This is a genomic window from Streptomyces sp. ITFR-16 (genome assembly GCF_031844705.1).
In the GTDB taxonomy this organism is placed as follows: Bacteria; Actinomycetota; Actinomycetes; order Streptomycetales; family Streptomycetaceae; genus Streptomyces.
Genome location: NZ_CP134609.1, coordinates 316,554 through 330,170, shown reverse-complemented (window position 1 = coordinate 330,170; position 13,617 = coordinate 316,554). Strand labels below are relative to the sequence as shown.

Annotated in this window: 11 protein-coding genes and 1 pseudogene; 4 read left to right on the top strand and 8 right to left on the bottom strand. The window is 71.6% G+C overall.

The genetic code is table 11. The features are described from left to right. Nucleotides 1-150: 150 nt before the first annotated feature. From RLT58_RS01545 to RLT58_RS01530, 4 genes are all read left to right on the top strand, one after another. Entirely contained in the window at nucleotides 151-312 is a 162-nt protein-coding gene (locus RLT58_RS01545) for a hypothetical protein (protein ID WP_311308524.1), read from the top strand. A gap of 159 nt (nucleotides 313-471) precedes the next feature. Continuing rightward, nucleotides 472-2,307, top strand: a complete 1,836-nt coding sequence (locus RLT58_RS01540) for an ATP-binding SpoIIE family protein phosphatase (protein ID WP_311314390.1) — start codon at nucleotides 472-474, stop codon at nucleotides 2,305-2,307. Between the two features lie 101 nt (nucleotides 2,308-2,408). Continuing rightward, a complete protein-coding gene (locus RLT58_RS01535; RefSeq protein ID WP_311308523.1) occupies nucleotides 2,409-3,083 on the top strand; it encodes a TNT domain-containing protein in 675 nt (224 codons plus the stop codon). A 7-nt stretch (nucleotides 3,084-3,090) separates the two neighbouring features. Next, nucleotides 3,091-3,327, top strand: a complete 237-nt coding sequence (locus RLT58_RS01530) for a hypothetical protein (protein WP_311308522.1) — start codon at nucleotides 3,091-3,093, stop codon at nucleotides 3,325-3,327. A gap of 31 nt (nucleotides 3,328-3,358) precedes the next feature. Here the strand turns inward: RLT58_RS01530 and RLT58_RS01525 are convergent, their stop codons facing one another. The 8 genes and pseudogenes from RLT58_RS01525 to RLT58_RS01490 all read right to left on the bottom strand — a co-directional run bounded on the left by RLT58_RS01525 (nucleotide 3,359) and on the right by RLT58_RS01490 (nucleotide 13,610). Next, complete coding sequence (locus RLT58_RS01525; RefSeq protein ID WP_311308521.1) at nucleotides 3,359-4,624, bottom strand: threonine/serine exporter family protein; 1,266 nt, start codon at nucleotides 4,622-4,624, stop codon at nucleotides 3,359-3,361. 22 nt (nucleotides 4,625-4,646) lie between these two features. Then, nucleotides 4,647-6,002, bottom strand: a complete 1,356-nt coding sequence (locus RLT58_RS01520) for a dipeptidase (protein WP_311308520.1) — start codon at nucleotides 6,000-6,002, stop codon at nucleotides 4,647-4,649. Further along, complete coding sequence (locus RLT58_RS01515; RefSeq protein WP_311308519.1) at nucleotides 6,002-6,439, bottom strand: hypothetical protein; 438 nt, start codon at nucleotides 6,437-6,439, stop codon at nucleotides 6,002-6,004. Before RLT58_RS01515 ends, RLT58_RS01520 begins: the two co-directional genes overlap by 1 nt. Next, nucleotides 6,436-7,901 (bottom strand): annotated as a pseudogene (locus RLT58_RS01510) (APC family permease). The gene RLT58_RS01515 and the pseudogene RLT58_RS01510 overlap by 4 nt, the downstream one beginning before the upstream one ends. Nucleotides 7,902-8,053: 152 nt before the next feature. Continuing rightward, on the bottom strand, nucleotides 8,054-9,019 hold the full coding sequence (locus RLT58_RS01505) for an ABC transporter substrate-binding protein (protein WP_311308518.1): 966 nt from the start codon (nucleotides 9,017-9,019) through the stop codon (nucleotides 8,054-8,056). A 1-nt stretch (nucleotide 9,020) separates the two neighbouring features. Beyond that, complete coding sequence (locus tag RLT58_RS01500; protein WP_311308517.1) at nucleotides 9,021-10,976, bottom strand: ABC transporter permease; 1,956 nt, start codon at nucleotides 10,974-10,976, stop codon at nucleotides 9,021-9,023. Between the two features lie 49 nt (nucleotides 10,977-11,025). Beyond that, nucleotides 11,026-12,075 (bottom strand): quaternary amine ABC transporter ATP-binding protein, encoded by a 1,050-nt coding sequence (locus RLT58_RS01495; RefSeq protein ID WP_311308516.1) that lies wholly within the window; start codon nucleotides 12,073-12,075, stop codon nucleotides 11,026-11,028. After that, entirely contained in the window at nucleotides 12,075-13,610 is a 1,536-nt protein-coding gene (locus RLT58_RS01490) for a GMC family oxidoreductase (protein ID WP_311308515.1), read from the bottom strand. Before RLT58_RS01490 ends, RLT58_RS01495 begins: the two co-directional genes overlap by 1 nt. Between the last annotated feature and the right edge of the window lie 7 nt (nucleotides 13,611-13,617).

Here is a 13,617-nt window from a genome sequence, read left to right as displayed (position 1 = left end):
GCCCGGAGGAGGAAATGGCGGGTGAAGATCGAAAGCGGGGCCGGCCGTCCACTCCTCGACGCCGCCTGCGGCCCCGTTTCGGGACCACGTAGAATCGGCCCCTGTTTCCGGCCGAACGATGGCAAACACAACCGATTGAGGCAGTTCGACGTGAGTTTCACAGACAGTTCCGAAGCACCGATCTACGCCGGTCTCGTGGAGGAGCACGGGGATGTACCGGCGGAGGTGCGCCGGGTGGCTGAGGAGACTCTGCGCGAGGCCGACCGCGCCATCGACTTCAGCGATGTACGCCGGTCGGCGGCGTACCGGTAACCCCTGAGGGCCTCGTCCGGCCCCTTCGCCGCCCCCGCGCCCCGGCCCCGGCACCGTCCGTGCCCGCTGCCGCCGCCACGTCTCGTACTGCGGACCCGGCTCTCCCGTCGGAGCATGGAACGAACAGTCGGCGACGACATCGGGACGAAGGGATGCCGGATGGGTGGTGAACGGCATGAGCCGCCGCCGGACGCGTTCGAGGCCGAGCTGGACCAGATCGACGCGCTGAACCGGCTGGAGGCGCCCCGCCCCCAGCCCCCCGACGGACCGGACGCGGCCGAGGGGGAGCGGTCCGGCGAGTCGGCGGAGGACGCCAGACGCCGTGACTCCCTGCTGATCTCCGCCGGGCACTCCGTCGCAGGCGCCGACTCCCTCGACGAGGCACTGCGGCTGGCGGCCGGTCTGTACGCCCCGGAGTTCCCGCTCGACGGCCAGTGCGTCTTCGGGATCGACGAGGGCAACCTCACCGCGCTCGGCCAGTACGGATTCAAGCCCGGCGGGGCCTCCAGGGGGTTCCGGATGCCGATGACGACCGGATACCCGGCCGCCGAGGTGGCCAGGACCGGGCGCGCGGTGTACCTCGCCTCCACCGACGAGTACCGCCGCCGCTTCCCCGCGACCTGGCACATGTCCGCCCGCAAGGGCCGCGAGGCATGGGCCTTCCTGCCGCTCGTGACCGCCGGGAGGGTCGTCGGGGTCTGGCTGGCCGCCTTCCGCACGCCCGTGGCCTTCACCGCCGCCGAGCGCGCCCTGCTGACCATGACCAGCCGGATGATCGCCCAGGTGCTCGAACGCGCCCGTGCCAGCCGGGCCGAGCTGGCGCTCTCCCGGGGCCTGCGCCGGAGCATGCGCACCGCGGGCGCCGCCCTGACCGGGCTCAGCGTCGCCACCCGCTATGTGCCGACCGGCGGCGGGCTCATGGTCGGCGGCGACTGGTACGACAGCATCGACCTGCCCAACGGGCGGCTCGCCCTCGTCATCGGCGACGTCCAGGGCCATGACGTGCACGCCGCGGGCCTGATGGCGCAGCTGCGTACCGCCGTGCACGCGTACGCCGCCGAGGGACACGGCCCGGACGCCGTGCTGGCCCGGGCCTCGCGCTTCCTGACCACCCTCGACGAGGACCGGTTCGCCACCTGCCTGTACATCGAGGCGGACCCCTCCACGGGCGATCTGCACATCGCGCGGGCCGGACATCCGCACCCCGTCCTGCGCACCCCCGACGGAACCTGCCTGATCAAGCACATCAGCGGCGGTCTGCCCCTGGGGCTGATGCCCGGCGAGGAGGACTACCCCGTCGACACCGTGCGCCTGCACGACGACGAGATCCTGATGCTCTGCACGGACGGGCTGATCGAGAACGGCGGCCACGACATGTACACCGGCTGGGTGCGGGTGCGCGACGTGTTCTCGCCCGGCCCCGTCGACGACCTGGAAGGGATGGCGGACCGGCTCATGGCGGCCGTGCTCAGCCCCGGCCCGGGCGGCCGTGAGGGCGCCGCCGCACGCGACGGCGACGACATCGCCCTCCTGCTCCTGCGCCGCGACGCCGGACAGCCCCGGGCTGAGGTCAGCCAGCGCCGGCTGGTCCTGACGGTGGGCCAGCACCAGGGCGAGGGGCTGTCCGAGGCCCGCGCCGAGCTGAAGGCGCTCCTGCACGACTGGGCACGGCCCGACCAGGTCGACACCGCGGTGCTCCTGGCGACCGAACTCCTCGGCAACGTGCTCGTCCACACCGACCAGGACGGCGCGCTCACCGCGTACGTCACCGGCGAGGCCGGGCGGCGCCGGCTGCTGGTCGAGGTCATGGACCGGGGCGACGAACTGCCCCACCAGCGCGCCCCGGGCGAACTCGCCTCATCGGGACGCGGGCTGCTGCTCCTGGACATCCTGGCCGACCAGTGGGGCGTGCGCCCCGAACCCGAGGGCAAGACGGCCTGGTTCGCGCTCGCCGAGGCATCCCCGGCCGACAACGGCGACGCCGCCACGGCCTGAGGCGCCACGACCGAAACGGCCCGGTGCGAAACCTCTCAGTGATCTTCCGGCTACCCTTTGTCACCTGTCGGTTGATCGTCAGTACTCGAGGGGACACCTGAATGCACCGCATGCGTACCGTACTTGCCGCTCTCGGCATCACGGCAGGGCTCATCACGGCCCCGGCGGCGAGCGCCGCCGCGAAGCCGGAGGGCCGCCCGGCGGACTCCGTCGCCCGGCACGAGCCCTGCACCGGCGAGTTCCACGACGACGCGCGGCTCGGCCCGAAGTGGCTGCCGAACAAGAACCTCGCCCCCGTCGGCCCGCTTCTCAAGGGCTACCAGCGCACCGGATCCCTGTCCCCGCAGGCCTTCCTGAAGAAGTACTGGGAGGGGCCCGCCGACACCGGCAGCTGGAAGTACCCGCCCAACGACGGCTTCGGCGAGGTCAACGGAGAGCTCGACAAGGAGCCCACGAAGCTGCGCCCGGGCCAGCGGCTGGACCGCTTCGGTTCCGAGTACGGCGGCTACCTGGCCCCGGCCGGTGACGCGTACGCGGAGCGGGCGCTGCCCCCGCAGAACCTCAACACCCGGGAAGCGGGCGTGGCCTGCGACTACCGCGTCTACAAGGTCGCCAAGCCCTTCTGGGTGTGGCAGGGCAGCATCGCCCCCTGGTTCGAGCAGCCCGGCGGCGGGCAGCAGATCAAGCTGGACGCGGTCTTCCTCGACCCGGGCGAGGGCCAGCGGCTGAACGTCAAGTGGCTGCTGGAGCACGACTATCTGACCCCCGCCGCCTAGCCCCGGCATGGACCGCCGGGAGCTGCGGGCCGAGCTGAGCGCCGCGGGCGTGGCCGACGGCTACTACCGCATCGAAGGGGTGCACGAACCCGCCCCCACCCCGGCCGACTTCCTGTTCCTGCGGCAGTCGTCGGACGGGGCGTGGGAGACCGGGGCGTACGAGCGGGGCGCGTACGAGGTGATCGCCCGCCACCCGAGCGAATCGGCGGCCTGCGCACACCTGTTGCGGCTCCTGGTTCCGTGACGCGGCCCGGCGGCGGGGACCGGTGCGACGGTCAGTCCCCGCCGCCGGGCCGCTCGGCCAGGACCGCGCCCAGCAGCAGCCCCATGCCGATCGCCGTCACGATGGTGACGAGTTCGGTGAGGTCGCGGAAGCCCTTGATGGGGTAGCCGCCCGCCAGTGCGGTCAGTCCGCGCATGCCCAGCGAACCGACCGTCAGGGTGAAGAACCCGGGCAGCACCAGAAGGATCCGGGGCGGTTGGCCGGGCCGGCGGGCGAGCCGGGTGGCGACGGCACCGAGGACCACCGCCGCGGTGAAGGTGCCGCCCACCTCGCCGAGCAGCTTGGTGAACCCCGTCTGTACCCCCACCGTCAGATAGACCAGGAGCAGCAGCCGGCCCAGCAGCCGTGCGGGCATGGCGAAGGCGAGCAGGGCGCCGGCCGTGAAGACGGTCCAGCCCGCGAACAGCGCCCAGCGCGGCAGATCGGCCTGCGCCGCCACGTCGAACAGGGCATGGCGCGACCTGCCGGTGATGACCAGGCCCAGGACCACACCGACATAGAGCTGGACGAGCAGCGCGACCGCGTACACGAGACGGATGGCGCCCGTGGTGAGATACCCCGCCGCCAGCTCGGCGGCCGCCGCGCTCAGATAGTCGCCGGGCACGAAGAAGAACAGCGCCGGAAGCATGAGCAGCACCGGCCCGCCGTGCGCGGGGGTGCGGGCGAAGACTTCGAGGGTGATCAGGGAGATGGTCACCGAGACGATCAGCGGCAGCACCTTCGCCAGCCGGGGCAGCCGGTCGGCCGCGACCGCCAGCACCGCCGCGACCGCGGCGAGGACCGCCGTGCTCCCGACCTCGTACCAGGTCGGCTGCATCAGCGGTGCGAAGCCGACCGAGAACAGCACGATGCCCACGAGCTTCGCCCACCACGGGTACGGGGGAGGGGCGTCGGTGATCGCGGTGAGGCGGCGGTCGGCCCGCGCGGTGTCGAGCCGGCCCGCCGCCACGTCGTCCAGGAGCGGTTTGAGCGCCGCGACCTGGTCCATCCGGAAGACCTCGGGGAACGCGCGCACGACCACGGTGGAGCGCCGGCCGTGCGAGTCCACGGCGACGGTGGCGGCGTCGGGCAGCACGGCCAGGGACGCGCTGCCGCCCAGACCCCGGGCGGCCGAGGTGACGGACCGCTCGATCTGCTCGGCCCCCTCGCCGCTGGAGCCGAGCAGCAGCCGGGTCAGCCGGCCGACGAAGCCCACCAGGGCCTCGTGCTCCCGCTCGTGCTCCCGTTTTGCCCGCGGTGGCGCCGGCCCGTCGGTCATGCCCGTCGCCCTGTCCTTCCGCTCAGCGGAACGCCTTGGCGTACGCGTGGAGGAACAGGGCCTCCACCTGCGCCATGTGCTGGATCTCGGTGGGATCGACGCTCTCGTTCGGGGCGTGGATGAGGCACTGGGGTTCCTCGACGCCCATCAGGATGATCTCGGCCGACGGGTAGGCGTCCGCGAGGACGTTGCACAGCGGGATGGACCCGCCCTGTCCGAGGTACGTCATCGGCTTGCCGTACACCGCCCGCATGGACTCGCCCAGCGCGCGGTACGCGGCGCCGTCGGTGGCCGCGCGGAACGGCGAGCCGGTGGACTCCGACTCCACCCCGACGCGTACGCCCCAGGGGGCCGCCTCGGTGAGATGGTCCGTCAGCGCGCGCTGCGCGGCGGCCGCGTCCGTGCCCGGCGGGATGCGCAGACTGACCCTGGCCCGTGCGGTCGGCGGCACGGCGGCGGCCGAACCGACCACCGGCGGGCAGTCGATGCCGAGCACGGTGACCGCGGGGCGGGCCCACAGCCGGTCGGCGACGCTGCCGGTGCCGGTCAGCGGCACACCGTCCAGTACACCGGCGTCCGTACGGAACTGCCCCTCGTCGTAGCCCGCACCCTCCCAGGTGCCCGACGCGTCGAGGCCCTTCACACGGGTGGCACCCGTCTCGGGGTCCCGCAGGGTCGAGAGCAGCTGGATCAGGGCGGCCAGCGCGTCGGGGGCCGGGCCGCCGAACATGCCGGAGTGGACCTCGCCCGCCAGGGTGTCGACCCGGACCACGACGTTGACGAGCCCGCGCAGCGAGGTGGTGGCGGTGCCGACGCCGACGGCCGCGTTGCCGGTGTCGCAGACCAGCAGGGCGTCCGCCGTGAACAGGTCGCGGTGCGCCTCCACGTACTGTTCGAGACCGCCGGTGCCCTGCTCCTCGGAGCCCTCGGCCACGAACTTCAGACCGACCGGGATGTCGTCGCCGAGCGCCCGCAGCGCGGTGAGGTGCATGACGATGTTGCCCTTGCAGTCCGCCGTGCCGCGTCCGTACCAGCGGCCGTCCCGCTCGGTCAGCGTGAAGGGCGGGGTGGTCCAGGCGTCGTCGTCCAGCGGCGGCTGCACGTCGTAGTGGCAGTACAGGAGCACGGTCGGGGCCCCGGGCGGGGGCGGCCGGTGCCCGATCACGGCGTTGCTGCCGTCCGGTGTCTCGGCCAGGTGCACGTCCTGGAGCCCGGCCCCGGTGAAGGCGTCGGCGACCCACTGGGCGGCCCGGTGGCACTCCTGCGGCGGGTACTGCCGGGGGTCGGCGACCGAGGGGATGGACACCAGCTCGGTCAGATCCGCCTGCGCGCGGGGCATCAGACCGGCGATGCGGGCGGCGAGGTCGTCGGTGCTCATCAGCGCCTCACGGTGTTGTCGGTCTTGAGGTCGTCGATCTTGTCCTGGATCTTGTGCAGCTTGTCCGGGCAGTAGATCTCCAGGATCTTCGCCTCGGCGCGGACGGCCTGGGTGTCCGCGATCACGGGGCGGATGCCGGGGCCGGTGGCCCCGTTGGCGAGGTTGATCTTCCACAGCGCGGAGGTGAGCGCGGAGCCGGGCTTGGCGCAGACCTGGCCGCCGTCGTTGCCCAGGGTGCGCTTGAGGGTGCCGATGTCGGGCCGGGGGAAGCCGGCGGCCACGGCCGCGTCGGCGAGCTTCTCGGCCTTCTTCGTCGCCTGGGCATCGGTCTTTACGGTCTCGTACCGGATGATGCCGACGACGGCGAGCGCGACCAGGAGCACGATCGCTCCGATGTAGAGCCAGCGGTGTTCCGAGGCGAAGCGGGTGGGGCTCATGCGACGGCCTCCTCATCGGCCGCGGCCGTGCGCCAGCCGGGTTTGCGCAGTTTCAGGAACAGCCAGGGGATGAGCAGGCCGAGGATCAGGAGCCCGCCGCCGATGATGGCGACGTACACGCCGATGCTTCCGCTGCCGAACTGCGAGGGCGGTACGAAGCCGATGGCCAGCGCGGCGACGGAGGCCAGCAGCCGACCACGCAGAGCACGTTGAGAGCGGGGACGCGGTAGCCGCGCGGGTGGTCCGGCTGGGTCTTCCGCAGCCGCATGGCCGCCACGAACATCAGCAGGTAGACGATGAGATACACCTGCGTGGTGATGGTGGAGAAGATCCAGTAGACGTTGGAGACGTTCGGGATCAGCGCGTACAGCAGGGCGATGACCGTCGTGACCGCGCCCTGGGTGACCAGGATGTTCTGCTGGATCCCGTTCTTGTTGAGCCGCTGGAGGTACGGCGGCAGGTAGCCCTCGCTGCGGGAGATCTCCAGCAGGCCCTTGGACGGGCCGGCCAGCCAGGTCAGCATGCCGCCCAGCGCGGCCGACACCAGCATCACCGCGGCGATCGGTGTCATCCAGCTGACATGGAAGTGGGCGAAGAACGCGTCGAACGCCTGCATCACACCGGCCGTCAGGCTCAGCTGGCTGGACGGGACCACCCAGCTGATCGCGAGCGCCGGCAGGATGAAGATCAGCAGCACCAGGCCCATGGCCAGGAACATCGACTTCGGGTATTCCTTCGCCGGGTCCTTCAGCGAGGAGACGTGCACGGCGTTCATCTCCATGCCGGAGTACGACAGGAAGTTGTTGACGATCAGTACGAGGCTGGCGAGCCCGGCCCACTGGGGGAGCAGGTGCGAGGAGGTCATCGGCGCGGCGGAACCGTTGCCCTGGCCGAGGAAGACCATGCCCAGCACGACCAGCACGGTGCCGGGGATCAGCGTCCCGATGACGAGTCCCCAGGACGAGAGGCCGGCCAGCGCCTTGGTGCCCCGGGAGGAGACCCAGACGCCGGTCCAGTACAGGACCATGATCACGATCGCCGTGTACAGGCCGTTGGACGCGAGGGAGGGGTCGATGACGTACGCGATGGTGGAGGCCACGAACGCCAGCAGGCTCGGGTAGTAGAAGATCGTCATCGCGAACTGGCACCACACCGCGAGGAAGCCCAGCGGCTTGGAGAGCCCCTCGCTCACCCAGCGGTAGACACCGCCCGGCCAGCCCGACGCCAGTTCCGCGGAGACCAGGGCGGTCGGCAGCAGGAACACGATCGCGGGGATGAGATAGAGGAAGACGCAGGCGAGGCCGTAGACGGCCATGGTGGGCGCGGCCCGCAGGCTCGCCACCGACGCCGTCGTCATCAGGGCCAGCGTCACCCAGCTGAGTCTCGGAGCGGCGGGCCTCGCCCGGGCCACGGCCTGAGCCGATTCCTTCGGCAGATCCGCCGGCATGTCCATCGCGCTCATGCGTACCTCCGGTCGCGACGCCACAGATGCGGGGCGTTCAATACGCCAGCCTCTGGTGGTTCGCACCGGTTCGCGCGCGGGGTCACCTGAACGGGTCGCCGTATCGGGACGGCCACCCGTTCGGAGTGGCAGGACGGGTGACCGCTACCGGGTCACCCGGGGATCCAGGCCCGCCACTTCTTCTCGTTCTCGTCCACCCACTTCTTGGCCGCGTCCTGCGGCGACATCTTCTGATCGGCGATCATCAGGGCGACCTTGTTCTGGTCCTCGGTGCCCCAGGAGAAGTTCTCCAGGAACCGGGCCGCCTTGCCGCCGCCCCCGGCGAAGCGGGAGTTGAGGTACTTCTTCAGCGGCGTCTGCGGATAGGCGCACTTCACCTTCTTGGCGTCGGCGTCGCAGCCCTCCTTGTACGGCGGGAGCTTCACCTCCGTCATCGGCACCTTCTCGAACAGCCACTGCGGGTTGTACCAGTAGGTGAGGAACGGCTTCTTCCCCTTGGCGAACTGCTTGATCTGGGTGATCTGGGCCGCCTCGGACCCGGAGAACACGACCTGGTAGTCCAGCCCGAGATTCTGTACGAGCGCCTTGTCGTTGGTGACGTAGGACGGGGAGCCGTCCAGCAGCTGGCCCTTGCCGCCGCTCTCCGCCGTGCGGAAGCTGTCGGCGTACTTGTTGAGGTTGTGCCAGTCGGTGACGTCCGGATGCGCCTCGGCGAAGTACGTCGGGACGAACCAGCCGATGTGGCCGGTCACCCCGAGCTCCCCGCCCGACTTGATCGTCTTCTTGTCCTCGACGTACCTGGCCTCCTGGTCGGGATGGCCCCAGTCCTCCAGGATCGCGTCCACGCGGCCCTGGCTGAGGGCGTCCCAGGCGGGCACCTCGTCGATCTGGACGGTGTCGACGCGGTAGCCCAGCTCGTGCTCCAGGAGGTACTGCGCGACGGCCACGTTGGCCTGGGCGCCGACCCACGACTGCACGGACAGGGTCACGGTCTTCGCGCCCTTGGCATCGGCGAACGGCGAGGCCTGGCGGGTCATGTCCGCCGCACCGCAGCCGGACACGGCGACCAGGGCCGCGACGGCCGCGAGCGCGACGAGAGGTGTGCGCGTACGGGCCATGTCAGGCCCCCTTTCCGGAGCGTCGCGTCGGCTGCGTGACGCGGTCGAGCATCAGGCCGAGGAGGACGATGGCGGCGCCTGCGACCAGACCGGTCGCCAGATCGCCCTGCGCGAGCCCGAACACCGCCGAGTAGCCGAGCGAACCGCCGCCGACGAGACCGCCGATGACCACGACGGCCAGCACCAGGACGACGCCCTGGTTGACGGCGAGCAGCAGCGCGGGCCTGGCCAGCGGCAGCTGCACCTTGAGCAGCTGCTGGAGGCCGGTGGCCCCCAGGGAGCGCGAGGACTCCATGGTGACCGGGTCGACGCCCTTCATCCCCTGCGTGGTGATGCGGACCACGGCGGGCAGCGCGTAGATCACGGCGGCGGCGACGGCGGGTGCGCGGCCGACCCCGAACAGCGCGACGACGGGGATGAGGTAGACGAACTGCGGCATCGTCTGGAACACGTCCAGCACCGGACGCAGCGCGCGCTCCACCCGTGCGCTGCGGGACGCGGCGACACCGACGGCGAATCCGGCCACCAGGGTCACGGCGACACCGGCCAGCACCTGGGACAGCGTGTCGAGTGCCGGGTCCCACACACCGAGGACCCCGATCGCGGCCATCGCGAGGACGGCGGTGAGCGTGGTGCGCCAGGTGCCGATCAGCAGGGCGAGCACGGCGACCAGCAGGAGCACCGCCCACCAGGGCAGCCACTGCAGCCCGTCGCGCACCGGGTCCAGGACCCAGGTGGTGAAGCGCGCGGCCCAGTCCGCCGTGCCGCCGACGACCGGCACCCCGGAGTAGAGGTGGTCGGTCATCCAGCCGACGGCCCGGTTGACGGGCTCGGCGACGGAGACGGTCCAGCCCTTCGGCCAGGTCGTCGTGGAGAGCAGCCGGGCCACGACGGCGGCCACCAGCGTGCCGGCGGCGGCGAGCACCCAGCCGAGGCGGGCCGGTCCGGCAGCCCGCGCGGAGCCCACGCGCTCACCGGCAGCGGCCGTGACGCGGTCGAGCACCACCGCGAGCAGCACGATCGGGATGCCGGCCGCGAGCGCGGCACCTACGTCGACCGAGGCGAGCGCCTGGTAGACGCGGTCGCCGAGGCCGCCGGCACCGATCACGGAGGCGATCACGGCCATCGACAGGGCCATCATGATCGTCTGGTTGAGGCCGAGCAGCAGCTCCTTGCGGGCCAGCGGCAGGCGGGCGGTGAGAAGCCGCTGTCGCCCGGTGGCGCCGAGCGAGGCCGCCGCCTCCATCACACCGGCATCGGCGTCGCGCAGTCCGAGGGCCGTCAGCCGGGCCATCGGCGGCGCCGCGTAGACGAGGGTCGCCAGGACGGCGGCGGGTACCCCGATGCCGAACACGAGCACCACCGGCAGCAGATAGGCGAACGCCGGCATCACCTGCATGGTGTCGAGCACCGGCCGCAGCGCCCGGAAGAACCGGTCCGACAGTCCGGCGGCCAGCCCGAGCAGCGCGCCGACCACCACCGAGGCCAGCACCGCGATCACCATCAGCGCCAGCGTCTGCATGGTGGGGACCCACATGCCGAGCAGCGCGCAGACGAGGAAGGCGGCGACGGCGGTCAGCGCCAGCCGGACCCCCGCGACCCGCCAGGCGATCAGCCCGGCGGCGGCCGTCACCCCGGCCCAGCCGGCGGCGAGCAGGACCAGGTAGACCCCGCGGACGGACAGCACCACGGCGTTGCTGATGTGCCCGAAGAAGTAGAGGAACAGCGGGTGGGTGTCGCGGTGGTCGATGATCCAGTCGCTGACGTCACCGAGCGGGCCGCTCAGGTCCACGGTGAGGCTTCCGGGCCAGGCGCCCCCGCCGACCAGGAAGGTGCCGAGCACCAGCAGCACGGCCGCGCCGCCCAGCAGGAGCGGGGTGCGGTGGCGGGCCAGGGAGGCGACGGGTCCGGTGGAGCCGATCCGCGCGGTGTGTGCGGCGGTCGCGGTCGCGGTCATCGCGTCCACCTCCCTTCCCCGGAAGGTGTCCGTGCGGTGCGGGCCCGGTTCACGCGGCCTCCTTCGCGGCGGGGATCCCGGCCACGACACCGAGCAGACAGGCGTGGTCGACCACACCCAGACAGCGTCCGCCGTCCACCACACGGGCCGTCTCGCCGGTGCGGACGACGGCCTCGATCGCCTCGGAGACGGTGGTGCCCGGTGCCAGCGCCGGACCCGACACGTCCTCGGCGCCGTCGGCCGGCCGCATGGCCGCTCGCACGGTCACGACCTGTTCGCGCGGCACATCACGGACGAAGTCCCGTACGTAGTCGTCGGCCGGGGACCCGACGATCTCCTCCGGGGTGCCCAGCTGCACGATCCGGCCGTCCCGCATGAGCGCGATGCGGTCGCCGAGTTTCAGCGCCTCGTTGAGGTCATGGGTGATGAACACCATCGTGCGGCCCTCCTCGCGGTGCAGCCGCACGACCTCCTCCTGCATGTCGCGGCGGATCAGCGGGTCGAGCGCGCTGAACGGCTCGTCGAACAGCAGCACCTCGGGATCGACGGCGAGCGCGCGGGCCAGCCCGACCCGCTGCTGCTGGCCGCCGGAGAGCTGACCGGGCCGCCGGTCCTCCAGCCCGTCGAGCCCCACCTTGCCGATGAACTCGGCAGCGCGCTCACGGCGTTCGCCCCGGGCCATGCCCTGGATCTCCAGACCGTAGGCGACGTTGTCGAGCACCGAGCGGTGCGGCAGCAGACCGAAGTGCTGGAAGACCATGGCGGCGCGGTGGCGGCGCAGTTCGCGCAGCCGCGCGGTGTTCATCGACAGCACGTCCTCGCCGTCCATGGTCACCTCGCCGGACGTCGGCTCGATGAGCCGGGTCAGACAGCGCACCAGGGTGGACTTGCCGGAGCCGGAGAGCCCCATCACGACGAACACCTCACCCCTGCGGACGTCGAAGGAGACGTCACGCACGGCGGCGGTGCAGCCGGTGCGCTCGCGCAGCTCGGTGGCGTCCAGCGCGCGGAGCTCGCTGTCACCGGGAACGCGCTCTGCCTTCGGGCCGAACACCTTCCAGAGGTCGCGTACGGAGAAGACGTGCGGTGGTGTGTTCATCAGGCATGACCCCCATGGGTGGCGCCGAGCAGATCGGCGCATTTCTCTCCGACCATCAGCACACCGATCATCGGGTTGACGGTCGTCATGGTCGGGAAGACCGACGCGTCGGCTATGCGCAGCGCGTCCAGGCCCCGCACCCGCAGATCGGGCGCGACCACGGCCAGCGGATCGTCCGCCGCGCCCATGCGGCAGGTGCCGGCCGGGTGGTAGACGGTGTGCGCGACCTTGCGCGCGTACTCGCTGAGGTCCTCGTCCGATGTGATCTCCGGTCCCGGGCACACCTCACGCTTCAGCCAGCCCGCCAGCGGCTCGCGGGCGGCGATCTCCCGGGCGATCCTGATCCCGTCGACGAGCGTGCGCCCGTCGTAGTCCTCGGGGTCGGTGAAGTAGCGGAAGTCCAGGGCCGGTTTGACCTCGGGGTCGGGGCTCGTCAGATAGAGCCGGCCCCGGCTGCGCGGCTTGGGGATGTTCGGCGTCATCGACACCCCGTGGGCCGGGCGTTCGTAGCCGAGCCGCTCCGGGTTGTCCGTGAACGGGATCTGGTAGAAGTGGAACATCAGGTCGGGCCCCGGGCTCTCCGGGTCCCGCCGGACGAAGAGCCCCGCGTCGCTGTCCATCGCGGAGTTCTCGGGTATCGGCCCGTGGGTCTCCCAGACGATGACCGACTCCGGATGGTCGAGCAGGTTCTCGCCCACACCCGGCAGATCGTGCAGCACCGGGATGCCGAGCTTCTCCAGCTCCTCGCGGTGGCCGATCCCCGAGTGCATCAGCAGCCGGGGCGTGTCCACCGCGCCCGCGCACACCACCACTTCGCGCCGGGCCCGGATCAGCCGCTCCTCGCCGTCGGCGGTGCGCACCTGTACGCCGGTGGCGCGGGTGCCGTCGAACTCCAGCCGGAACGCCCAGGTCTCCAGGGCGATATGGAGGTTCGGCCGGTCCAGGAATGGGTGCAGATACGCCACCGAGGCCGAGGAACGCTTGTTGTTCTCGGGATGGTAGGCGAGGTCGAAGAACCCGACACCGTCCTGGAAGGGCGCCTTGTTGAAGCCCTCGACGCGCGGGACCCCGAGCGTCTGCTGCGCCGCGTCCACGAAGTCGCGCGCGATGGCGTTCCGGTCTGCCTCGTCGACGGGGACGATGTTGTTGCGCAGCCGCGAGAAGTACGGGTCCATCGACGCGGCGTCCCAGCCGGCCGCGCCCGCGTCGGCCCACTCGTCCCAGTCGGACGGCAGCGGCTTGAAGGCGATCAGCGTGTTGTGGGACGAGCATCCGCCGAGGACCCGGGCCCTGCTGTGGCGGATGTACGAGTTGCCGCGCGGCTGCTCCGTGGTGGGGTAGTCGTAGTCCAGTTCGCCGCCGAGCAGGCCCATCCAGCGGCGCAGCGTCAGCACGTCGTCGCGGCCGACGTCGCTCGGTCCGCCCTCGATCAGGGCGACGGTGACGCCGGGGTCCTCGGTGAGCCGGGAGGCGATCACCGATCCGGCGGTGCCGCCGCCGACGACGACATAGTCGTAGGGGGTCGTGTGCTCCATGCCTCTG

Coding starts and splice junctions, on each gene's coding strand:
- RLT58_RS01540 (WP_311314390.1), top strand. CDS start 472: ATGGGTGGTGAACGGCATGAGCCGCCGCCGGACGCGTTCGAGGCCGAG.
- RLT58_RS01535 (WP_311308523.1), top strand. CDS start 2,409: ATGCACCGCATGCGTACCGTACTTGCCGCTCTCGGCATCACGGCAGGG.
- RLT58_RS01530 (WP_311308522.1), top strand. CDS start 3,091: ATGGACCGCCGGGAGCTGCGGGCCGAGCTGAGCGCCGCGGGCGTGGCC.
- RLT58_RS01525 (WP_311308521.1), bottom strand. CDS start 4,624: ATGACCGACGGGCCGGCGCCACCGCGGGCAAAACGGGAGCACGAGCGG.
- RLT58_RS01520 (WP_311308520.1), bottom strand. CDS start 6,002: ATGAGCACCGACGACCTCGCCGCCCGCATCGCCGGTCTGATGCCCCGC.
- RLT58_RS01515 (WP_311308519.1), bottom strand. CDS start 6,439: ATGAGCCCCACCCGCTTCGCCTCGGAACACCGCTGGCTCTACATCGGA.
- RLT58_RS01505 (WP_311308518.1), bottom strand. CDS start 9,019: ATGGCCCGTACGCGCACACCTCTCGTCGCGCTCGCGGCCGTCGCGGCC.
- RLT58_RS01500 (WP_311308517.1), bottom strand. CDS start 10,976: ATGACCGCGACCGCGACCGCCGCACACACCGCGCGGATCGGCTCCACC.
- RLT58_RS01495 (WP_311308516.1), bottom strand. CDS start 12,075: ATGAACACACCACCGCACGTCTTCTCCGTACGCGACCTCTGGAAGGTG.
- RLT58_RS01490 (WP_311308515.1), bottom strand. CDS start 13,610: ATGGAGCACACGACCCCCTACGACTATGTCGTCGTCGGCGGCGGCACC.